This is a genomic window from Bacillus sp. JJ1503 (assembly GCF_036965125.1).
Classification (GTDB): Bacteria; Bacillota; Bacilli; order Bacillales; family Cytobacillaceae; genus Cytobacillus.
The window spans coordinates 15,728-37,270 of record NZ_JBALOZ010000169.1; the positions used below are offsets into that span (position 1 = coordinate 15,728).

The window sequence follows — 21,543 nt, forward strand, 5'->3', positions numbered from 1 at the left end:
TGCTTATTAAGTTTTATTAACTGATGGATGTTGTTAAAAAATGGAAACCTATCTATAAAAGTTGGATAGGTTTCCATAAAGAATGATATTTATAGAAAGTTAATTATTATCTTTTATATCTTTTCCATTATTACCTAGAGCGGGCAGGCCAGAAATATAACCTACATTACCTGGATTTTGAGAACCAGCCATTAAATAAGTAAAACCATCTAAGTTATCAATTGCTTGGATTCCTGTTACTTCTCCGCCATCTGGAGCGGAAAGAATACGTGACAGTTTCTTAGTATCAATATTATATGCCCAGCCAAAGTTGTTGACATGATTGCCGCTATCTTCAGCAATAAATAAAGTTCTCATTTTTTCAGAGTATACAATGTTATCTGGGTTAGCAATTTTATCAACGTTTGCTTTGTTGCCATCCGCATCTTTTACAAGAAGGTCTTCTCCCATTATCAGACCAGCCATTTCATTTGCTACATATTTACTGTTAATTTTATTCCCATCTCGGTCTTTTTGATTTTCAGCTAAATTCATTTCATAGATTCCACCAGCGTTGATTTTAGGAACTTGGATATCATCAGTAGGATCATTAGGGTTAGCTAACATTCCACCACTAATTGTAGACATGGTCATATATATTTTATTATCTGCCTTATTCATTTCGACTGTTTCCATTTTGTTGAATTCAGCGGTTGCTCCTTGGATGGCCCCATAACGGCGAGATTCTAGGAAGGCTGCTGCTTTTTCCATTCCAGGTTTAACCTTTAACCATTCATCTCTGCCACCTGCTTTTGTTCTTGTGAATCCATTTGCTTTTGCGTATTCCGCATCTGTAGTCGTCTCAAACATATCGCTGAATTTAGTGCTTTGTGCTAATTCTTTAATTTCTTGATCAGTAGCCTGTCCTAATTTAATCCATTCTAACTTCGCAGACCCGCCATTTTCTTCACCTGTTTGAATCCATTTAGCCGCATATAAAGTGCCTGCCGATAAATCTTTTGCTTTATCAGCAATATACATAAATGCCATCGTGTAGCTGCCATCATCCCCAAAATAAACAGTACGATTATCTGGTGCTACCTTTACATTTTCAATGGAAAGCCGCCCCATGCTATAGTGTTTTACCGCAGTTGCTTTTCCTTTATTATCAATTGAGATTTCCGGAACATAGCCATAAAGATAAGGATTACCGATGGCTGTTGGATCTTGATAGTAATTACGTGCAAACTGAGTAACGGAAGATTTTTCAGGATTTGCCTCATGTGCTCTTGCGTCAGGCTCATATTCTTCACTTCCTAAATGTGTATTCCAAGGAGATAAAGAACCTGCACAAGGAGTCCAAATTCCGCCATCAGAAGAAAAATCAATTGGAATCATATCAGTTACTGTTAATTCTCCAGTTTCCTTATTTTGTTCGATTGTATTTAACATCATTGTTTCCGGCATGTTTCCCACTTGATTCGAAGGGATACTTTCATAATGATTCACCATATATATTTTTCCATTTACCTTTAAAAGTGTGTTGCTATCTGGAGATGAAGAAATATAAGGTGTTCCATCAGCCTTTGTTATCATATTTCCATTTACATCATATGTTGCACCTGCGATTTTTCCGTTAATTTCATCGCCAGGTGTAAACAAGGATTTGTACTCTAGCGGCATAGTTTGTTGAGTGCCATTTTTGTATGTAACCTTAACAGAAGCTTCACTGTACATTTTGGAACGTTCTTCATTTGTGTCAGGTGCAGCCATTCCAATAAACTCTACTTTTTCCACTGGAATGTTTTTATTAGATTCTGCCAATACATTCGTAGCTGTAGGAAATAAAACTGCTAAACTTAATAATGGAGCGACATATTTTGCTTTTTTCATTTTCATTCCTCCGATTTTTGTTTCATCTCTTAATTTCTCTTAAAGTATAAGTAGGGTGTGTAAATTGAAGGTTATGAAAATGTAAATGTTCTAGAATACTAATAAAAATGAGTAATTGGTTCTAAAATATTTCATGAATAATTGGTATGTTTTCAGTGGTTTTATAAGAAACAAAGTGAAATTAGGACTAATGCAATAGGGGATGGCAAGACTTTTGAAAAAACACAATAAATTTTATGTTAATTTATTGTAAAGTGAAACGGATATGAGTTCTTAAAAGAGAGCAAACCGCGTATCTTTATTCTATCCGACATCGGAGTGCTTATATCGTTACCCGATACGGACAAGTTCCTAAACGATAAACCTAAAGATCTTGTGAATTTTGACAGAAATGGATCGCATGATCATTAAAGAAAATCGTAAAATATATTCTATTAAAAAGGCTGCGGAGAATATTTTCTCACGCAGCTTTTGATATTGCTTTTATTATTTTTCCCCACCGATTTCTACAAGAATTTTGGCTTGTGAAAGGTCACTAGACAAAGTATGGAATCCTTCTTCAACGATATTATCCAGCTTAATTTTCTTCGTCATGATTGGCTCAACATTGTTATGATCATCACTTAAAATTTCAATTGATTTTTTAAATGTTTCATGTTCATAGCCAAGTGAAGAAGATAATTTTACCCCGGATGTCATTAATGTGATGGGGTTAAATTCAAAATCACGCGCATGGATGGCTACAACAACAACATTTCCTTTAGGTTTTGTAGATCTGATTGCTGAATCAAATGTCGGTTTCACACCTGCAACCTCAAGTGATGCATCTACACCATTTGGATATCTTTCTTTAATAAAGGCAACAGCATCATTTTCTTTCGTATTTAATACTTCAGTCGCTCCAACCTCTTTTGCCTTTGCTAAACGCTCATCAGACAAATCAAATGCTAAAATATCCTTAGCACCGGCTGCTTTGGCCGCAACGATTGTGAATAAACCGATTGGGCCAGCACCAAATACGGCTATTGAGTCTCCTTCCTTAACTTCTGCTTCCTTCACCGCTTGAGCAGCTACAGAAAGTGGTTCTACTAATGCAGCTTTGTCCAGGGATATGCTATCTGGAACTGGAACTACATTATCTTCATTTGCTACAAAATATTCAGCAAAGGAACCATCTGTATGAAGTCCCGCAGAATAAAACTGATAGTATCTATCTATTTTCGGTGAATGGTTGCCTGAAGTAACGACAGGATTCACAACAACACGATCACCTTTTTTGAATTTTTCTACGTTTTTACCAACTTCTTCAACAACGCCTGAAAATTCATGTCCTAATACAAGTGGTGCCTTTTCTCCTGTTAGAGGATTTGGCTTGTCAACCTGAACAAGTATAGGTCCAATTTCATATTCATGTAAATCTGTTCCACAAATACCAGACCAGCTGACTTTGATTTTTACATCATTGTCTCTAACTGGCTTGACATCTCTTTCCTCTACACGAACATCTTTATTTCCATACCAAACGGCTGCTTTCATTTTTTCTGCCAATTTAAATCCCTCCTAGTATCAGTAAGCCCTTTCACAAAATCATAAAAAAGGCTTGTCTCTCATATTTACTGTATCATTTAGAGGAGAAAAGCCGATAAACACAAATCATTTCAATGATGTTTAAACAACAGTTATAATAGAATTGTTGATTATTTGTAAGGAGGATGTTCATGAAGCGGGATAGAAGAGTGCAGCGGACAAGGACAGCCTTGCAAAATGCTTACCTCCAACTGATGAAAAATTATGAAGAACATGAAATTACCGTATCCATGATTACAGATGAGGCTGACATTAATCGGGCGACATTTTATACACATTTTTCAAATAAGGAGGATTTTCTAGAGGAAATGCTTTTCGAGCTCTTAGCTGGCTTTGAAAATGCGATATTGCGTGCTTTTAGTCATCAAAACAAAATTAACGTTGACAAGCTCACTCCAACTACAGAAGTGATTTTTCAATATTTTGAAGACCATAAGCAAGCATTCTACGCTTTATCTATGAGTCACAGGGACTTTGAGAAGCGGCTAGAAAAATTATTCCATCAAATATTTACAGAAAAAATCTATATAGAGACGAAATCACCGCAAGACAATCTAAATTATGATATTTTTATCCATTATCAAACAAAGGCAACACTTAGCCTATTCCACTATTGGATAAAATCAAATTTCAGCTACAGCAAGGAATACATGATGGACCAGCTAACACTGCTATCTAATACACAAATAACAAGCTTAGAATTAAGAAGATGAGTTCGGATTTTTCAAAAAGGGTGTAGATCAGCTCTTTTTGCTTCGTATCGCTGGGCGATATAACTTGCAAATAAATCTAAAAACCTTCATATTTAATAGGAAAGGAGGTCCGATATGCGACGTGATATACAACCGAATGAACGAGCTTTCTCAACTAAGGAAGTGGCAGAAGAAGTTGGGATAGCAACACCCACTGTTCGAAAGTATGGCCAAATCTTAGAGCGGAATGGATATGAGTTTTTGAAAGATGGCGATCGACGTATATTTGTTCAATCTGACATTGGAGTGCTTATAGCGCTACGCGATACGGACAAGCCGCTAGACGATACAGCTAAAAACCTTGTGAATCAACAAAAAGAAAGATTAGAAGGATCGCATGAAACAGAGATTGCGATAACCGATACATATGAAAATTTACCTCATGACCCCAATCAATTAAAAGAGGTCTTAACGTTTTTAGTCAATGAACTCGCAGCTACACGTGAAATGAATATTCAACTGACGAACGATATGTCAGATCTTAAAACAAAGGTTTCCCGACTTCAGCAAGATCATCATGTTATTAGTTCTAGCATTGGAAATTCAGCTCAAAAAACTAATTCTAAAATTGAAAAATTAACCGAACAACAAAATATCCATTACGAAACATTGCTGCAACAAGAAAAACAAAAAAGTGAACTCTTGCAAAAAGAAATACAAAATATGCGGGATGAACAGAAAAAAGAATGGAGTTCACAAAATGACTTTAATAAACGTTTAGAAGAAGCGATACAAAAGCCTAAAGAAAAATGGGGAGGGCTTTTCTCCATATTCCGAAAATAAGGTGACTGTTTAAGATTTTTAAGCGTAATTGTGTAATGAAGTGGGAATGAAACACCCATAGTTCAAAAGTAGTTGCCACATTTTAGAGTGAAATGGTTATGAGTTCTAAAAAGAGAGCAATCCGCGTTTCTTTGTTCAATCCGACATCGGAGTACTTATAGCGTTACCCGATATGGACAAGTCCCTAGACGATACAGCTAAAGTCCTTATGAATCAACAAAAAGAATGATTAGAATGAACCAATGAACTCCCAGCCACTTGTGAAGTTTCTCGACTCCAACAGTTCATCATGTCCTTATAGTGTTCCTCAAGAAATGAGCTGGTCAGCTCTTTTTTTGATTCGTATCGCTGGGCGATATACTCTTTCAATAAATTCCCCAGAACCTTCATCTTGAAGAAAAGGAAGTCTGATATGTGACATAATATACATCGAATGAACGAGCATTCTCTTCCAAGGAAGTGTGATTGCAACACCCACTATTCAAAAGTATGGCCACATTTTAGAGTGGAATGGATATAAATTCTTAAAAGAGAGCAAACCGCGTATCCTTGTTCAATCAGAAAACGGATCGCTTATATCGTTACCCGATACGAACAAACGGGGCAGGTTAATCAAATAACGATTCCAGTTGCCTAAATAACATCTGAATTTAAAATATAGTAGATTGTAAAACATAAGTGTTAGAGGGAATTGTCTTGGATAATAAAAAATAATGCTTTAAAGTCTTTTTTTTTAATTTTTGTACACTCCTAGGTTGGTTATAGCTTGTAAGCCTTCGTTAACTCATTCTTACATTTTAAAACATTTACCGTTTGTTTCTCTCTGAGTTTTTTAGTAATTTAATGATTCATGTACTTGCTTCATACACAAATATTGATTCCGTGCTAGCGAAATGCAAAAAGACGTTTGTGGTTCAGTGAAGACCACAAACATCTTTTAAAAGCTTATATTCCTATTTCCAACATTTTCGCTGTTACCTTCTCGACTCTGCCATCTATATCCAAACCATCAAATTTTGGCAGTTTCATTTCGCTTACGATATTTCCGTCACGCATAAACATAATACGTTCCGTCCTAGCTGCAACCTTTGCATCATGGGTCACAAGCATAACTGCAGTACCATCTGAGTTAATCTCGGATAAAATATCCATAATCTCCTGAGCAGACTTCGAGTTGAGCGCCCCTGTAGGCTCATCTCCAAAGATGATTTTCGGATTGTTCATAAGTGCTCGACATATTCCCGCACGCTGAAGCTGCCCTCCCGAAACCTGGGTAATATCACGCTTTTCAAGCTCTGAAATACCTACTCTTTCCATAAGGTTTCTTGCCTTTTTCAAAATTTTTACGGTGTTCTTTCTATTGCCCTTTATTGACGGAAGGATGATATTGTCAAGAATGTTTAGGTTTTTTAGCATAGTCGGCTGCTGAAAAATAAATCCCATTTCTGTTCGGCGTATATCTGAAAGCTGCTTCTCTCCGATTGCCGATAAATCTTTGTTGTCAAAAACAACTTTTCCGCTATTAATACCATCCATCCCACTTAGTGCAAACATTAGTGTAGATTTTCCAGAGCCAGAAGGTCCCATAACCGAAACGAACTCGCCCTCCTTTATTTCTACAGAGACTCCATCGAGAACATTTCGTTGCTCATCTCCCACTCCGAAGGATTTAACTATGTAATCACCAATAATAATCTTATTCATATCCTTACTCCTTTATATTTTCGGATATTTTTATTTGCCCTGCACGTGTTGTGCCAATCACTGTTGCAATAAGCACCACGCATATCATCATCAATGGACTTATCAGATACGCAGATAGCGGATTGACTGCAAAGTTAAACGTTGATGCTCCAAACGAGGAGATTACTGCACCCGCAAGCATTTCTCCGACTGTATTTGCCAGAAGTGTGCCAAGAACAATTCCGACAATCAAAACGAAAACCGAACGGGAAACATATTGCACCTTAATATCAGAGTTTGTAAAACCGAACGCCTTCATAACGGCAATGGAATATCTATCCTTGGCAACAAGCATTTTCATGAACAACAATGTAACCAGTACCGCTATGACCAGTGCAACCGCAATTGCTGCGTAGGAAGCCGTTTTGACGGAACTTATTGTCGAGCCGAGGGTCTGCAAAACAAATTCATCGATATCTGAAGTCTTTGCAAAATCAAATTCTTCCGAGTATCCTACAACCTTACTGTCAACGAGAGATTTATCTGAAAGTTCAACACAGACAATGGTCCACATGACATTCGCCGAATTGTCAGTGAATATTGCCTTTGCGGTTTTGCCACCATTGGTAACATCGGAATAAATTCCACTTACTGTGTAATCTCGCTCCTTTCCTTCCATTACCAGTGTAATGACATCACCGACCTTTTTGCTCATCTCATCAGCATTTATAGTCGATAGTGAGATTTCGTTTTCTGTAGTAGGCGCTCTGCCCTCAGAATACTCTATAGGAAATGCCGAATGGTCACCGAGTTCAACTTTTATGTTTTCCTCTGACCAATTACTCGTTTTTACTTTAAAAATCTTTGTTGTCAGAACAGCATATTTTGAAACGTCCCTGTCGTTTTCAATCGTCTTTACAATTTCACCGGTTTTATCAAGGTTATTGGTCTGAATGCGCAGATCGTAGTTCCCAATCCCCATATATTGAATGAAGCTTTTTGAGGAAATCGTGTTGTATAGGTTCTGCGGAACAATAATAATAAAGGCTGAAATCACCAGTACCACAAGCATTGTGGCGTAAAGTCTTTTTCTTGCGAGAACATCCTTAATTCCTAGAAAAATATTCGTGCTAAACAGTCTGTTTCTAATTAAGGTAAAACGCTTAACACCAGCTTTCTTTTCCTGTGAAGTACCAAAACGTATAGCCTCCGCAGCGGAAATTTTTCGAAAGCGTTTCAAAACTAAGTTTACATAAGTAACAATTGCAAGAAATACAAGTAATATGCCAATGATTCCTAAAACTAAGGCAAAAGAAGAATTTTCGCTTTCGCCCATATAAAGACGTATATTTTCAAGAAGCATACCTTGGATCATAAGCGAAAGAATAAACCCAAGAATACTACCTGCCGCTGCAATAGCTGCATATTTCGCAAGATAAATCTTCTTTATGTCGGAAAGACGAAGCCCTATTGCTTTCATAACACCAATTTCACGGTAGTCGTCTTCAATTTTCGCAAGGAGGGTAAAGCGTATGCTCATAAATGCAATTGCAACGACAAGTGCGCTTACAAGAAAAATAACTGCAATCATCATCCCGTCTGAAATGGCGTTCATCGTTTTGAAAAGCATAAAGGTAACCGTTGGTCCGTTTGCTTCAAGACCTGCGGAAGCGTAAGCTGTTTCAAATTCGCCGAGGCCTGAGTAATCCTTTAATCTAAACTCAATCAAATACTCAATACTTCCAAGGTCTTTTATTTCCGCGAAATCCTTGCTGCTTACAAGAAATCGCTTCGATGCGGAGAGTGATGAATTCATGGTCGAATCACGGAGAAATCCCGTAACAGTAAATTCCTTCCCACTTATTACGGCCTTGTCACCGACCTTTGTAGTATTGTCCTTCATATAGGCCACTGGAACATAAATCTCGCCGTCAGATACGTTGATGATGTTGCCATTAAGATCAAGAAGATAATCGAATTTTTCGTTCTGTATGCTGAAGCCGTTATCCTGAACACTATTCGTAAGCGAATTATCGCCTAAAATAATCTGCGAGCCGTCAATGCCTAGAAACTCAACTACCTGGTATTCTTTGACGTTGTTATTTTGCTCAGCAAAGGATGTAAGCCGATTCAAATCGCTTTCACCCGAATGCATCTGCATAAAATGTGGCGTTTCAGCCTTTTTCATAAGTGTATCCAGCGCTCCCGTCAGATTGATAACGAGAATCGCTGCGAGTGAAACAAGCATAGCTGCTGCAGCGACAAATATCATGGTAGTCAGTGTTATTGCTTTGCTCTTTAACATGTCGTTGCGAATTATTCTGTTATACATAAGTCACCTCTGTTTTATGCTTTTTTCCTATTATCAATAATGGAATTCTGAGGCCTATTCTTCGCCGCCAAACATCTGGATAACTTCCATTAAACTTCCATTTTTAGCTCCGAGAAGTCTTTCTGCATTGAAAATAAACGCATGAATCCGTGAAGCACGCTCCTCGGCAGTCATTTCAACCATATCATCATCAAAAACGGTATTCATATAGGTCACAACCATTTCCATACACTCGTATGGGTACGGTGTTTGGAACATCTCCTGTTCAATGCCATCTTGGATTATTTCCGTCATAATTGGCGTAATACCGTTAATAATGACCTTTTGTATTTTCTGATGCATAAGAGCATTCTGTGGCTTATGAATGTGCTCCATTATTTCCTTATTGCTTCCACCCCTTAGATTCATGGACAATACAACGAGAACGATACGCTCGATTATAGGGATTCGTTTGTCCTTGGAAATTTCCTTTGCTACGCCTAAAAGATGGTTATTATAGCGTTCAATCAACGCATCCATTAGATCCTCTTTCGACTTAAAATGATAGTAAAGCGTTCCACGCGCAATTCCAACCTTATCGAGAATATCCTTTGTCGTTGTCCCGTCAAATCCTTTTTGACCGAAAAGCTCATCTGCAGCATCCAGTATTTCGTTCCTGCGCTCCTCAGCCTTTTTGACAACTCTCATTTTCACACCCCTCGTTATCGACCGACTGCCTGTCGATACTAGAATAGCATTCTATTTAAAATAGTAGTGTAAAAAAATTGTAAAATTATATCAATTTTGGAGAAAGCAAGAGATGCAGATACCGTACATTCGTAATTATTCGCAGGATTTCATACAACTTGATAATTAGTAGTGAACTAAATGAAGGGGAGGACAGATACGATATATGCAAGTGAAGGCATAGTGAAATAAGGGAGTATTATAAAACCTCATGATTTACCATGTGATATACATTCTCCACGCCACCCCTGGAGGCTTTCCCTCCTATGTCTTGCCCTTTCATTCCTTCGTCATACCTATCCAAGAGGTGGAGGCCAGTTTTGCTATCGGGGGCTTTAACACAATACGGAATAAAAATAAAGAGCCTAAATTATGCAAGTTTTTTTACACTACTTGCGTAATTGGGCTCTTTTTACATTTATAAAAGCTACTGTCATTTTTATAGCTTTTTATTGCCTAATACATTACGACTATGTGAACGGATAGGAAAAAACATCCTAAAGGGTGGCATGATGTAATAACGCCTTACCAAAAAAAGAAGCTTCTCATAAGTCATAGACTTTTAAAAAGGTTTGTTTCGTATCGCTGGGCGATATAACTTGCAAATAAATCTAAAAAACTTCATATTTAATAGAAAAGGAGGTCCGATAAGCGATGATATACAACCTAATGAACGGGCATTCTGGATGAAGAAGTTGGGATTGCTACTCCCACTGTTCGAAAGTATTGCCAAATCTTAGAGCGAAATGGATATGAGTTTTTGAAAGATGGCGATTGACGTATCTTTGTTCAATCTGACATTGGAGTGCTTATAGCGCTACGCGATACGGACAAGTTCCTAGACGATACAGCTAAAGTCCTTATGAATCAACAAAAAATGATTAGAATGAACCAATAAACTCTCAGTCACTTGTGAAGTGATATCCAGCTGATTAACGATATGTGTAAGTTTAAAATAAAGGTTTCCCAGCTCCAACAGTTCATCATGTCCTTAATAGTGTTCCTCAAGAAAGGAACTGGTCAGTTCTTTTTTTGATTCGTATCGCTGGGCGATATACTCTTTCGAAAAAATCCTCAGAACCTTCATCTTGTAGAAAAGGGAATTTCATATGTGACATAATATACATCGAATGAACGAGCATTTTATTCCATGACACCCACTATTCAAAAGTATGGCCACATTTTTGAGTGGAAAGGATATAAGTTCTTAAAAGAGAGCAAACCGCGTATCTTTGTTCGATCAGACAACGGATCGCTTATAGCGTTACCCGATTCGAACAAGTCCCTAAGACGATACAACCAAAGACTTCGTGAATCAACAAAAAGAAAGATTAGAAGCAACCAATGAAATAGAGATTGCGATATCTCATACTTTTGAAAATTTCCCCCTCGACCTAATCAATTAAAAGAAATCAATATATTTCAAATTTCAACAAATTTCCGGGGAAATATCGACAATTTATGAGTTTAAATAGACAGACTGACAAAAAAGTCGATATGCTGATAGGATAAACGAGTAGAAAGGATGTTTCATAGGATGAGATTAAGTATATTGGATCAAGCCCCCATTACAAGCGGGAATACGGCTACCGATGCTTTGAAAAAGGCGGAAGAATTGGCTGTTTTAGGAGATGGATTAGGCTATTATCGAATGTGGATGGCAGAACATCATGCGACCACAACTTTTGCAAGTTCAGCTCCTGAAGTGTCGGCAGCACATTTGGCTGCAAAAACCAAAAATATTCGTATCGGAACCGGGGGAGTGATGTTGATGCATTATTCCCCATTGAAACTAGCTGAGGTGTTTAAAACGTTAAGTGCATTTTCACCTGGCCGCATTGATTTTGGTATTGGTCGAGCTCCTGGAGGGGATAACTATTCCATTTATGCTTTATCTGAAGGGCGCCAACCAATGGTAAATAATATGTATGAAAAATTTGATACAGCACTGCAGTTGATTAACGATGAAGTACCCGAAGATGACTTATATAATAAAACAATCGCAACACCTTCCCAAGTTATTTTGCCAGAAGCTTGGCTGTTGGGGTCGACTGGCAATAGCGCTGTTCAAGCTGGACGTAGAGGTGTAGGCTATTCATTTGCACAGTTTTTCAATGGCGAAATGACGAAAGAGATTTTAGATACATACAAAAGGAATTTTCAACCTTCAGCTTTTATGGAGAAACCGCAAATCAATGTTTCTTATATGGTGACAACAGCTGAAACAAAAGAAGAAGCTGAATTTGAAGCAAAGCCTCAAGATATTTGGCGATTACAGTTTATGAGGGGCAGGATCGGGTCAGTTTTAACACCAGAAGAAGCCCGTGATTATCCATTGACGGAAATGGATTACATGATCATTAAAGAAAATCGTAAAATTCATTTAGTGGGCGCAGTAAATGAAATCGCAACATTGTTACAAGAAGAGCAATCTCACTATGGATTTGATGAAGCGATGATTTGTAGCATTCCTCATTCACAAGAGAAGCGTCTAGATGTTTATCGATTATTGGCACGGGAGTTGTTTTAAAAATTCTCTCGTCCACAAGGAACGTGAAGGGTGATTGAAAAAGTTCTGACCCCAAATACGGTATTGCTATATGGGGTCAGGCACCCATTTCCATTTTACCAAGAGAATCTATTACTTTTTCTCAACCAGCTAATGACTCCATAAATAATTAGCAGTAACACCCCTATCTCGATAGCATGGTCGGCCAAATTAAGAATTCCACCAGAGCGAATGATAAAATCTGTCACCTGCCCGAATAAAAATCTATCAATGCCATTTCCAATGGCTCCTCCGACTAGGAATCCAAAACTACTATCGATGAGAGCACCATTAAATTCTCCAGTTCTGCGAAAATATAAAACACCTATCACGAACAACACCGCGACAACTCCGAAGAGCCGTGCATAGCCTTGAAATAAACCTCCTGCCATCCCACTATTTTCGATATGTGTGAATTGTATTCCCCACAATGTAAATCTTTCATTAATGTCAATGTAAATACGAATTAGATATTTAGAAAGCTGGTCCATCACAATAACGAGGATTGCAATTACATAAAATAGCATATATTGTCCTACTTTCCTGCAGAATTATTTGCATTCTAGTCATCATTATAATTGAAAGCTTTTTTCTATCCTATTAAGACGCTCTTATTCGTATGTTCAATAGTCTCTATCAAATCGATGGGTATAAAAAGCAATAGAGGATAAAGCATTGTGTATAAGCTTCTTTTTCAATTCTTGTGTTACAATGGTGATATCATTCATATTAGGGGATTTATGAAAGTGAAGGGATCGGAAAAAAATGTCCACTGTTCTTACATATTTTGTTACCCTTATTGCCATTGTGATTTCAATATTTGTTACACTTTATATCAAGTCTGAACTAGAGCGGATGTTCGGGGAAGAAAAAGATGTGTTCGCTTTTCATATATGTAATGTGATTATTATCTTAATGGCTGCTTTTGTAGTAAATGCTGTAATGACTATTTATTTCAGTGGGAATGGATTCAATTGGATGCTGCAGATAGTCATTCTCCTATTCATGATCTTACCCATTTATATTTTGGGGCACCTTGCATTTGAAAAATATAAATTTGTATATCGAAAATACAATACTGCTGAAAACGGAAAAGTGATTGTACTTAATGAAAAGTACATAAAAAAGAAAAAACCATTTTCAAAACTGAAAAATTATAATGCCATTTCAAAAGAAAATAATTCAAAGGAACATAAAAACAAGAGGTTTTCCAGGAGTTGAGTAAACTTACGGGAAGCCTTTTCTTTATTTCTGAAGAATAATAATGATAGAGGAGGAATTTTAGAAGGGTTAAAGAAATAATCGTGATAAAAAGTCAATCCAGAGATTAGCAGTATGGTTATGTCTTATACCGAAATGCTATACGAATTGTAAAATATTTTAAAGCCGCCTCTTTAATTTCAGTGCTTTTCAAAAAAAATACCTCGAATTTTTTAAGAACCTTCCTCAGTTGTATTAGCAAATTAAGTAAGTCTAATCAAGCGAAAAATTTCATAAATTTTAACTTATAAAAGTAGGTAATCTTATCGACCAGATTCTATGTTGAAATGGAGGATTAATATGATTGTTGATTGCCATTTTCATGTGGATGAAACAATGCTGACTTTAGAAAAAATGATAGAGGGTATGGATAAAAATGATGTAACTAAAACAGCACTAATTGCTCCCATGAACGAAACAATGTTCGAATTGGATAGCACTTTTCAACGAATTTTACAACGCTTAGTCCGGTATCTAATATTAAATGCACCTCAAATTGGGCTCGAAATTTATGATGGTCTAGTAAAAGGTGGCTATTTGAAACTTTACGGCAAGTCATACAAGATTTTTACCAAGCCGAGCAATGATATTGTTGCTGCTGCAATTGATAGATTTCCAGACCGGTTTCTAGGCTGGGTAGCAGTGAATCCAATGATTCCTGAATCAATGGAAGAAGTAGAATTATATCTTAATAAACCTAGTTTTATTGGAGTGAAAGCACATCCGTTCATGCATGAATATAGTATTAAGGCACTTGATCCAGTTGCGGCTATGTGTGAATCAAAAGGCATACCTATGATTATTCATCTATCTTCAGAACCAGAATCCTATAAATATTTACCTGAAAATTACCCTAAACTTAAATTAATTTATGCCCACGCCGGTCTTCCATTTTGGAAAAAACTATGGAAATACATTAAGGATCAACCGAATGTATTTGTTGACACATCAAGTGATTATCTTAATCCATCTATTGTAAAGAAGGCAGTGGAATCTTTAGGATATCGTAAAGTTCTTTTTGGTTGCGATGGACCATATGGAATGGAAAAGTTTAATAAATATGACTATTCGGCAAAGAAAAGTTGGATTGATTTGCTTCAAATTCCTGATAACCAAAAGGAATATATACTTGGTAAAAACTTTTTAGGATTGATTGACTAAATCAAAACTCTATCAACCAATTCAATAAAAAATTATTTAAAGAATAATATAAATTTACCATTATGATGTAATGTGCTTATTACCTTGAACAAAAAGCCGTCCAAATGGGCGACTTTTTTTCCCTTATTGGATTATCGAAGGACGAAAGTATGTGGAATGGAGTTAAAAGAAGTGCTATCTGCTGGTGCTCACTTGGTTTATATTGGAATTAGATTAAGGTCCTAATGATGATTCGGATAAGACAAAGGCAAACGCAAAGGGGGGCTAATTAGTTGTGAAACGCATTATGGTGATTGGTGTTTCTTCCGGGGTAGGTAAATCAACCTTTGCACGTAAGTTAGGGGAAGTACTGGATATTAATGTTTATCATTTAGATGCCTTCTTTTGGAAACCTAATTGGGTACAAGCTTCGATAGAGGAATTTTCGGAGGCTCAGCAGGAAATCGTCAATCAAGATCAGTGGATAATAGAAGGAAACTACACGCCGACCTTTGGCGTTCGTACGGAACGAGCAGATACAATCATTTACTTAGAACTTCCACTGCATATCTGTTTGTACCGTGTTTTGAAAAGATGGATAAAGAACATAGGAAGGACCCGTCCGGATATGGGAAAGGGATGCAAGGAAAAAATAGATTGGGATTTTATCAAATTTATATTGACCACTTATAGTCCACGAAAGAAAAAAATGGTTGAGCGAATTCAGGAATTTCAAGCCAGAGATTCTAAAACGGTTATTATGTTGAAAAATAAACAGGAAATCAAATCATTTTTCGAGAACTTTAGTAGATAAATGGGTTAAAATCAATAATATAAAAAATGAATAAGAAAAGTGATCATCTATCATTCGTAGAAAACTCTTGTACATAATATGAATATTCTAAAGAAAGGGTGGATTAAATGAAAATTACATTAGCACAGGCGATTAATTTACTTTCTAGTCTGCATAGAAAGGTCAATGAATTGCAAGGTGAGTTTTTCACTGTTCACGTAATTGAGGTTCCAAAAGGAGAGACTTACACTCCATTTGAACGATCAGTGGAAGATGTTTTGAAAGAATTATCTGAGGTTCAGTCCGATTTACTGGAATTGAAAGAAATCGTCCAACAAGCTAATTTAAGTAATTTGGTTGAATGGGATGGCTGTTCCATTTCAATGATTCGTGCGATTGAAACTGCAAAGCAGCTGCGGGAACGTCTTAATCTTCTCAAAACCCTTGCGACAACTAAAAAGCGCGAATTCACAGTTCACCGCCATTCAGGTGCCATAATGGAACAAATTGCTTTATTTGATCCAGCTGAATTCAAAAAACAATCTGATAAACTATCACGCCAAGTGGAATTGCTGTCTAGCAAAATTGATAGAGTTAATTATACTGTTGAAATCGATGTTCCACTTGCAAGTAAATATTTAGAGGCGTGAGCAGCTTTGAGGGTATTGTGCCAATACCTTCATGGGTGCTTATGCACCAAATGAGTTGGGAAGTGTTAGCGACCCATTGCTTTGTGGGTAACAAAGTATTTAAACATTTTACAACTGGTGAAGCGAACGGAACCGCCTTACGCTTTACGTTCTTACGCCTAACGATTCACGAACGGATCATCTCATTAGTAACAATAGACTGCTGCGTTCCCAATCTCATTTATCCTATACAATCTTGGGAATATTAATCGTTTCTAAGGAAGTGTATGTCTTGTCTAATTTATTAAAGAATGACAAAAGCTTAAAAGCAGACTGTGAAAATTGCTTTGCATTATGCTGTGTGGCTTTGCCTTATGCAAAGTGTGCAGATTTTGCAAATAATAAAGATGGGGGTACTCCTTGTCCCAATCTACAATCAGATTATCGTTGTAGTATTCATAGCAATCTAAGAGAAAATGGGTTTCGAGGCTGCACTGTTTATGAATGTTTTGGTGCTGGGCAAAAGGTTTCTCAGGTGACATATGGCGGAAATGAATGGCGGGGCAAGCCGGCTCTAGCTAAAGAAATGTTTGACGTATTTCCGATCATGCAGCAGCTTCATGAAATGCTTTATTACTTATATGAAGCAATTCGTTTAGAAGAAACAAGATCCATCTACGATGAATTACAAACAGCCATTGAAAAAACCGAAAACCTTACCTATCTAAATTCGAAGTCTATTTTAGACATAGATGTAACAGCTCATCGAGCACTTATTAATGAGCTGCTTCTGCGTACAAGTGAACTAGTTCGTGCAAAAACTTCAAAAAATCCAAAGCCAAATAAATGGATCAGAGGAAAAGATCTTATTGGTGCAAAGCTAAAAGGTGCCAACCTGAGAGGATCTAATTTACGGGGGGCTTTGCTCATAGCCGCTGACCTCCGACAAGCAGATTTGAGATGGACTGATTTTATCGGCGCCGACTTAAGAGATGCTGATTTAAGCGGTGCTAATGTGACAGGAAGCCTATTTCTCACTCAAGCACAGGTGAATTCGGCTAATGGTGATAGGCACACAAAATTACCTCCTTCCTTAAAGTTTCCCGATCATTGGCTAAAATAACCTAAACTAACATCTTTGTTTAAACAGAGGTGTTTTTTATTACTCTATTTTTTTATCCCTTTAAAGCCTAAAAGATTTTTGTAATTTTCAGTTGTTTATAAGTAGATAGACATGGTATTATCGAAATATTAACAATTATTAATACTTGAAACCGGTGTTTAATAAGATCAAGTAGAGTAGAGGAGAGGAATGGCATGAAAAAAATTTGGATGACCCTAGTATGCTGTACGTTGCTCGTGCTTGCGGCTTGTGGGTCTAACAGCAGTGGGGGCAGCAGTAGCAACAGTAACAGNNGATGGCGGCGGCAGTAAAGAAGCAGAGAAAACAGTTAAAGTTGGAATTATTCAGCTAGTAGAACATCCGTCACTAGATGCAGCTCGAGAAGGTTTTGTAGCGGCAATTAAGGATGCTGGGTATGAGGAAGGAAAAAATCTGAAGCTTGATTATCAGAATGCCCAAGGTGATATGAATAATAATATGTCTATCGCACAAAACCTTGTGGCTGATCAAAACGATGTCATTCTAGCAATTGCAACTGCTAGTGCACAAGCAGTTGTCCAATCTACTAACGAGATTCCAATTCTCTTTACAGCGATTACAGATCCAGTTGGCGCGAAACTAGTTGAAAGCTTTGAAAATCCAGGCGGAAATGTATCGGGTACATCCGATACACATCCAGACGCCATCAAAAATACAATCAATGCTATTAAAAAATTCATCCCTGATGCCAAAAAAGTTGGGATTATCTACAACTCAGGTGAACCAAACTCAGTCGTTAACGTAGAAAACGCAAAGAAGGTTATTGCAGAAATAGGACTAGAAGCTGTGGAAACATCTGTATCTACAAGCTCAGAAGTTAAGCAGGCTGCTGAATCTTTAGTCGGAAGAGCAGACGTATTCTATATTCCAAAGGACAACACAGTTGTATCAGCTCTTGAATCTGTTATCACAGTAGCAAATGAGAAGAAAATTCCAATGTTTGTTGGAGAAGGCGATTCCGTAAAGCGTGGAGCATTTGCTTCATACGGGCTAGACTATCATGACCTTGGCTATTCTACTGGAAAAATGGCATTAGACATTTTAAACGGTAAAAAGCCAAGTGAGATCCCAGTTGGCTTCCCTGAAAACTTAGAGCTAGTCATTAATAAAAAGGCAGCTGAGCTTCAAGGGATTACATTAACTGAAGAAATATTGAAGGATGCAAAAATAGTAGGGGAATAAGATAAAATCACACTGCAAAGTATAAAGCAGTGTGATTTTTTATTTTAAGATAAACATCTATTTAGTAATAACCATCTTATAAAGATAAGAAAACCCCGGGCTGTCTCCTTTTTCCAAGAAAGAAGTTTCTTTAGCAAAGCTAAGGATTATTGCATTTTTATATATCATTTTATGATAATTTTGCAGTAAATCTCAAATATTAAATGTGAACCAAAAAATTCAGCTTATGCTAGAGCCACTTTATGATCCTAATATTAGGAGGAAAAACTATGGAAGCAACTAGTTATAAAGGTACAAATAAAATGATTATCGGTATTGTATTTGGGGTTATTGCGTTTTGGCTATTTGCACAGTCGATGGTCAATGTAGTTCCGGCTGTTCAAAAAGATTTAGGCATTTCACTTGGCACATTAAACATTGCCATAAGTTTAAGTGCATTATTCTCTGGATTATTCATCGTTGCTGCTGGAGGGCTAGGAGACAAAATTGGTCGAAAAAAAATGACCTATATCGGGTTAATCCTAAGTGTTATCGGCTCCCTGTGCCTTGTATTAACACAAGGAGCTGTTTTACTGATCATTGGTCGTGTACTTCAAGGATTATCAGCAGCATGTATTATGCCTGCCACAATCGCTCTCATGAAAGCTTATTTTGAAGGTGCAGAACGTCAGCGTGCTTTAAGTTACTGGTCCATCGGATCTTGGGGCGGCTCAGGAGCAGCTTCCTTCGCAGGTGGTGCCATCGCAACGTATATGGGCTGGAAATGGATTTTCATCTTTTCTATTATATTCTCTTTACTTGGTATGTGGCTCATTAAAGATACGCCAGAAAGTAAAGGTGAATCAACAGGTGCTTTTAAATTCGATTACTCTGGGTTAATCGTTTTTATTATTACTATGGTTGCATTGAACATATTTATTACTTATGGATCTGCTTTAGGCTGGACAAGCTTCATTACAATCGTTCTGGCAGTTGTAACAATTATTGGAATTATGGTTTTCATCAAAATTGAAAAAGGTAAAGATATTGCTCTTATTGACTTTTCAATTTTTAAAAACAAACCATATTCTGGTGCGACAATTTCCAATTTCCTGTTAAACGCAATTGCTGGAACACTTGTCGTGGCAAATACTTATGTTCAAGTAGGCAGAGGCTTCAGTGCTCTTCAATCAGGCATGCTTTCCCTTGGTTATTTAGTTGTGGTATTAGCGATGATTCGCGTTGGAGAGAAAATTTTACAGAGAATTGGCGCAAAAAAGCCAATGGTTTGGGGAGCCCTCATCACGACTGTTGGTGTAGCATTAATGGGTCTCACTTTCTTACCTGATTTCCCATATACAGTAGCCGTTTTCATTGGTTTTGTTCTATTCGGACTTGGACTTGGATTGTATGCGACTCCATCAACGGATACTTCAGTCTCTAATGCACCTTCAGATAAAGTTGGAGCAGCTGCCGGGGTTTACAAAATGGCAAGTTCTCTTGGCGGAGCGTTCGGCGTTTCGATATCAGCAACTGTTTATGGGGCCATTTCCGCAGCCGGAAGTTTGGAAATGGCCGCATCAGCCGGGATTATCGTAAACGTTATTTTCGGAGTTCTTTCTATTCTTTCCATTATATTTTTGGTACCAGGGGATGCTGGAAAAACAGGAAATGAAAAAACGCCAAGAAAACTAAAAATACCAACTCCTGGTCAACCGGAACCAGAGCCTAGTCACTAAATAAAAGGAGAATAGACTGATGTTACTGAACGAAATAATGAAAAAGTTAGATGATAAAAATGAACGGATTATTGATATTCGCCGCTATCTTCATGAACATCCGGAACTTTCTTTCCAAGAAGAACAAACAGCTAAATATATAGCAGATTTTTATAAAGAAGTACCAGTGGATTCAGTAGAGACTAATTTCGGAGGACAGCGTGGAATCGTTGTAACCATTAAAGGTTCCAAGCCGGGAAAAACGATTGCCATTCGTGCTGATTTTGACGCCTTGCCAATCAAGGAAGAAACGGGACTTCCTTTTGCATCGAAAAACGAAGGAGTCATGCATGCTTGTGGCCATGATGGTCATACAGCCTACATGTTGGTATTAACCGAGACATTAGCTGAGTTTAAAGATCAATTAAAAGGGACGTTAAGAGTCATTCATCAACCAGCAGAGGAAGCTCCTCCAGGTGGCGCAATCGGTATGATTAAAGCGGGTGTTCTTGATGGCGTAGATGCAATCATTGGGATCCATGTCATGTCTACAATGAAAACAGGTCATATTTATTATAGAAGCGGGAATACACAAACAGGCCGATCTTATTTCAAATTAGTTGTTCAAGGTAAAGGTGGACATGGATCGTCCCCTCACTTGGCAAATGATGCAATTGTGGCAGCAAGTTCATTCGTCATGAATGTACAAACAATCGTTAGCCGCCGCATCAACCCATTTGATACAGCTTCGGTTACCATTGGTAATTTCGATGGAAAAGGGACATTCAATGTCATTAAAGATGCCGTGACCATTGAAGGCGATGTCCGGTCCATGTCTTCTGAGACGCGAGATATCATAGAAACAGGTGTGCGTGCTTTTGCGGAAGGATTAGAAGCTTCTTATGGAGTAAAGTCTATTCTTGAATATAAGAATGACTACCCCGTTCTATATAATGACCCTGAAGTAACCGAACATGTACATCAAGCTCTAGAACAAGCATCTATTCCAGAAGTTGAAGCTGTTTTGGAAACACCGCCACAGCCACCATCCGAAGACTTTGCTTATTATCTTGAAAAAGTGCCAGGATGCTTCTTCTATGTCGGTGCGGCTCCTGAGTCAGGTGAAGCCTATCCACATCATCATCCTAAATTCGATATTGATGAGAAAAGTCTTATCATTAGTGCGAAAGCTATGGCAGCAGTTGTCACATCTTACTGTGATGGAAGCAAAGAAGATAGTAAATAACGATAAACAAAAATGCAAAAAAACTGTTGTCATCTCTGATAACGGTTTTTTTGCATTTTTCGGGTAATACTCTTTAGGTCAGTTTTACTAGTTTTCCCTAAACCGCTTTCATTATTCGACAATGTTAATTTTTGGTTAGAAACTAAAAAAT

General features: G+C 37.5%; 17 protein-coding genes. 11 read left to right on the forward strand and 6 right to left on the reverse strand.

Translation table 11 applies throughout. The features are described from left to right. Window positions 1-99: 99 nt before the first annotated feature. Both V7149_RS13775 and V7149_RS13780 read right to left on the reverse strand, forming a co-directional pair. Window positions 100-1,872, reverse strand: a complete 1,773-nt coding sequence (locus V7149_RS13775) for a PhoX family protein (RefSeq protein WP_335346193.1) — start codon at window positions 1,870-1,872, stop codon at window positions 100-102. Window positions 1,873-2,358: 486 nt separating this feature from the next. Then, window positions 2,359-3,408: a 2,3-butanediol dehydrogenase gene (locus V7149_RS13780; protein ID WP_335346209.1), complete on the reverse strand. Its 1,050-nt coding sequence runs from the start codon at window positions 3,406-3,408 to the stop codon at window positions 2,359-2,361. Between the two features lie 182 nt (window positions 3,409-3,590). Between V7149_RS13780 and V7149_RS13785 the strand changes: the two genes are divergently transcribed. Continuing rightward, window positions 3,591-4,172: a TetR/AcrR family transcriptional regulator gene (locus V7149_RS13785; RefSeq protein WP_335346194.1), complete on the forward strand. Its 582-nt coding sequence runs from the start codon at window positions 3,591-3,593 to the stop codon at window positions 4,170-4,172. A 114-nt stretch (window positions 4,173-4,286) separates the two neighbouring features. Beyond that, entirely contained in the window at window positions 4,287-4,994 is a 708-nt protein-coding gene (locus tag V7149_RS13790) for a hypothetical protein (protein ID WP_335346195.1), read from the forward strand. Between the two features lie 945 nt (window positions 4,995-5,939). On the opposite strand, the gene V7149_RS13795 is transcribed toward V7149_RS13790, so the two are convergent. Genes V7149_RS13795 through V7149_RS13805 form a run of 3 tightly spaced genes read right to left on the reverse strand, consistent with a single transcriptional unit; the run spans window position 5,940 to window position 9,696 of the window. After that, a complete protein-coding gene (locus V7149_RS13795) occupies window positions 5,940-6,698 on the reverse strand; it encodes an ABC transporter ATP-binding protein (protein WP_335346196.1) in 759 nt (252 codons plus the stop codon). 4 nt (window positions 6,699-6,702) lie between these two features. Further along, window positions 6,703-9,009 (reverse strand): ABC transporter permease, encoded by a 2,307-nt coding sequence (locus V7149_RS13800; RefSeq protein WP_335346197.1) that lies wholly within the window; start codon window positions 9,007-9,009, stop codon window positions 6,703-6,705. A gap of 54 nt (window positions 9,010-9,063) precedes the next feature. Continuing rightward, window positions 9,064-9,696 carry a TetR/AcrR family transcriptional regulator gene (locus tag V7149_RS13805; protein ID WP_335346198.1) on the reverse strand — a complete coding sequence of 211 codons (633 nt, stop codon included), beginning with the start codon at window positions 9,694-9,696 and terminating at the stop codon, window positions 9,064-9,066. Between the two features lie 1,576 nt (window positions 9,697-11,272). On the opposite strand from V7149_RS13805, the gene V7149_RS13810 reads away from it, so the two are divergent. Next, on the forward strand, window positions 11,273-12,265 hold the full coding sequence (locus V7149_RS13810; protein ID WP_335346199.1) for an LLM class flavin-dependent oxidoreductase: 993 nt from the start codon (window positions 11,273-11,275) through the stop codon (window positions 12,263-12,265). A gap of 95 nt (window positions 12,266-12,360) precedes the next feature. Here the strand turns inward: V7149_RS13810 and lspA are convergent, their stop codons facing one another. Then, window positions 12,361-12,810, reverse strand: coding sequence for a signal peptidase II (gene lspA, locus V7149_RS13815; RefSeq protein ID WP_335346200.1), 450 nt, complete (start codon window positions 12,808-12,810; stop codon window positions 12,361-12,363). 388 nt (window positions 12,811-13,198) lie between these two features. On the opposite strand from lspA, the gene V7149_RS13820 reads away from it, so the two are divergent. The 8 genes from V7149_RS13820 (at window position 13,199) to V7149_RS13855 (ending at window position 21,392) form a co-directional block, all read left to right on the forward strand. Next, on the forward strand, window positions 13,199-13,504 hold the full coding sequence (locus V7149_RS13820; RefSeq protein ID WP_335346201.1) for a hypothetical protein: 306 nt from the start codon (window positions 13,199-13,201) through the stop codon (window positions 13,502-13,504). Window positions 13,505-13,843: 339 nt separating this feature from the next. Beyond that, window positions 13,844-14,704 (forward strand): amidohydrolase family protein, encoded by an 861-nt coding sequence (locus tag V7149_RS13825; RefSeq protein ID WP_335346202.1) that lies wholly within the window; start codon window positions 13,844-13,846, stop codon window positions 14,702-14,704. 274 nt (window positions 14,705-14,978) lie between these two features. Then, entirely contained in the window at window positions 14,979-15,497 is a 519-nt protein-coding gene (locus V7149_RS13830) for a topology modulation protein (RefSeq protein WP_335346203.1), read from the forward strand. A 107-nt stretch (window positions 15,498-15,604) separates the two neighbouring features. After that, window positions 15,605-16,126, forward strand: a complete 522-nt coding sequence (locus V7149_RS13835; RefSeq protein ID WP_335346204.1) for a DIP1984 family protein — start codon at window positions 15,605-15,607, stop codon at window positions 16,124-16,126. Between the two features lie 271 nt (window positions 16,127-16,397). Then, window positions 16,398-17,228 carry a pentapeptide repeat-containing protein gene (locus V7149_RS13840; protein ID WP_335346205.1) on the forward strand — a complete coding sequence of 277 codons (831 nt, stop codon included), beginning with the start codon at window positions 16,398-16,400 and terminating at the stop codon, window positions 17,226-17,228. Between the two features lie 264 nt (window positions 17,229-17,492). Beyond that, the gene (locus V7149_RS13845) at window positions 17,493-18,449 is read left to right on the forward strand and encodes an ABC transporter substrate-binding protein (RefSeq protein ID WP_335346206.1); all 957 of its coding nucleotides are present in this window, start codon (window positions 17,493-17,495) and stop codon (window positions 18,447-18,449) included. Between the two features lie 269 nt (window positions 18,450-18,718). Next, complete coding sequence (locus tag V7149_RS13850; protein WP_335346207.1) at window positions 18,719-20,167, forward strand: MFS transporter; 1,449 nt, start codon at window positions 18,719-18,721, stop codon at window positions 20,165-20,167. A gap of 19 nt (window positions 20,168-20,186) precedes the next feature. Next, complete coding sequence (locus tag V7149_RS13855; RefSeq protein ID WP_335346208.1) at window positions 20,187-21,392, forward strand: M20 family metallopeptidase; 1,206 nt, start codon at window positions 20,187-20,189, stop codon at window positions 21,390-21,392. The last annotated feature ends 151 nt before the right edge of the window (window positions 21,393-21,543 follow it).

Bases quoted from the DNA above. Each gene is read 5' to 3' on its own strand.
- V7149_RS13850 (WP_335346207.1), top strand. From the start codon at position 18,719: ATGGAAGCAACTAGTTATAAAGGTACAAATAAAATGATTATCGGTATT.
- V7149_RS13790 (WP_335346195.1), top strand. From the start codon at position 4,287: ATGCGACGTGATATACAACCGAATGAACGAGCTTTCTCAACTAAGGAA.
- V7149_RS13785 (WP_335346194.1), top strand. From the start codon at position 3,591: ATGAAGCGGGATAGAAGAGTGCAGCGGACAAGGACAGCCTTGCAAAAT.
- V7149_RS13810 (WP_335346199.1), top strand. From the start codon at position 11,273: ATGAGATTAAGTATATTGGATCAAGCCCCCATTACAAGCGGGAATACG.
- V7149_RS13835 (WP_335346204.1), top strand. From the start codon at position 15,605: ATGAAAATTACATTAGCACAGGCGATTAATTTACTTTCTAGTCTGCAT.
- V7149_RS13820 (WP_335346201.1), top strand. From the start codon at position 13,199: ATGGCTGCTTTTGTAGTAAATGCTGTAATGACTATTTATTTCAGTGGG.
- V7149_RS13795 (WP_335346196.1), bottom strand. From the start codon at position 6,698: ATGAATAAGATTATTATTGGTGATTACATAGTTAAATCCTTCGGAGTG.
- V7149_RS13780 (WP_335346209.1), bottom strand. From the start codon at position 3,408: ATGAAAGCAGCCGTTTGGTATGGAAATAAAGATGTTCGTGTAGAGGAA.
- V7149_RS13800 (WP_335346197.1), bottom strand. From the start codon at position 9,009: ATGTATAACAGAATAATTCGCAACGACATGTTAAAGAGCAAAGCAATA.
- lspA (WP_335346200.1), bottom strand. From the start codon at position 12,810: ATGCTATTTTATGTAATTGCAATCCTCGTTATTGTGATGGACCAGCTT.
- V7149_RS13825 (WP_335346202.1), top strand. From the start codon at position 13,844: ATGATTGTTGATTGCCATTTTCATGTGGATGAAACAATGCTGACTTTA.
- V7149_RS13775 (WP_335346193.1), bottom strand. From the start codon at position 1,872: ATGAAAAAAGCAAAATATGTCGCTCCATTATTAAGTTTAGCAGTTTTA.
- V7149_RS13855 (WP_335346208.1), top strand. From the start codon at position 20,187: ATGTTACTGAACGAAATAATGAAAAAGTTAGATGATAAAAATGAACGG.
- V7149_RS13805 (WP_335346198.1), bottom strand. From the start codon at position 9,696: ATGAGAGTTGTCAAAAAGGCTGAGGAGCGCAGGAACGAAATACTGGAT.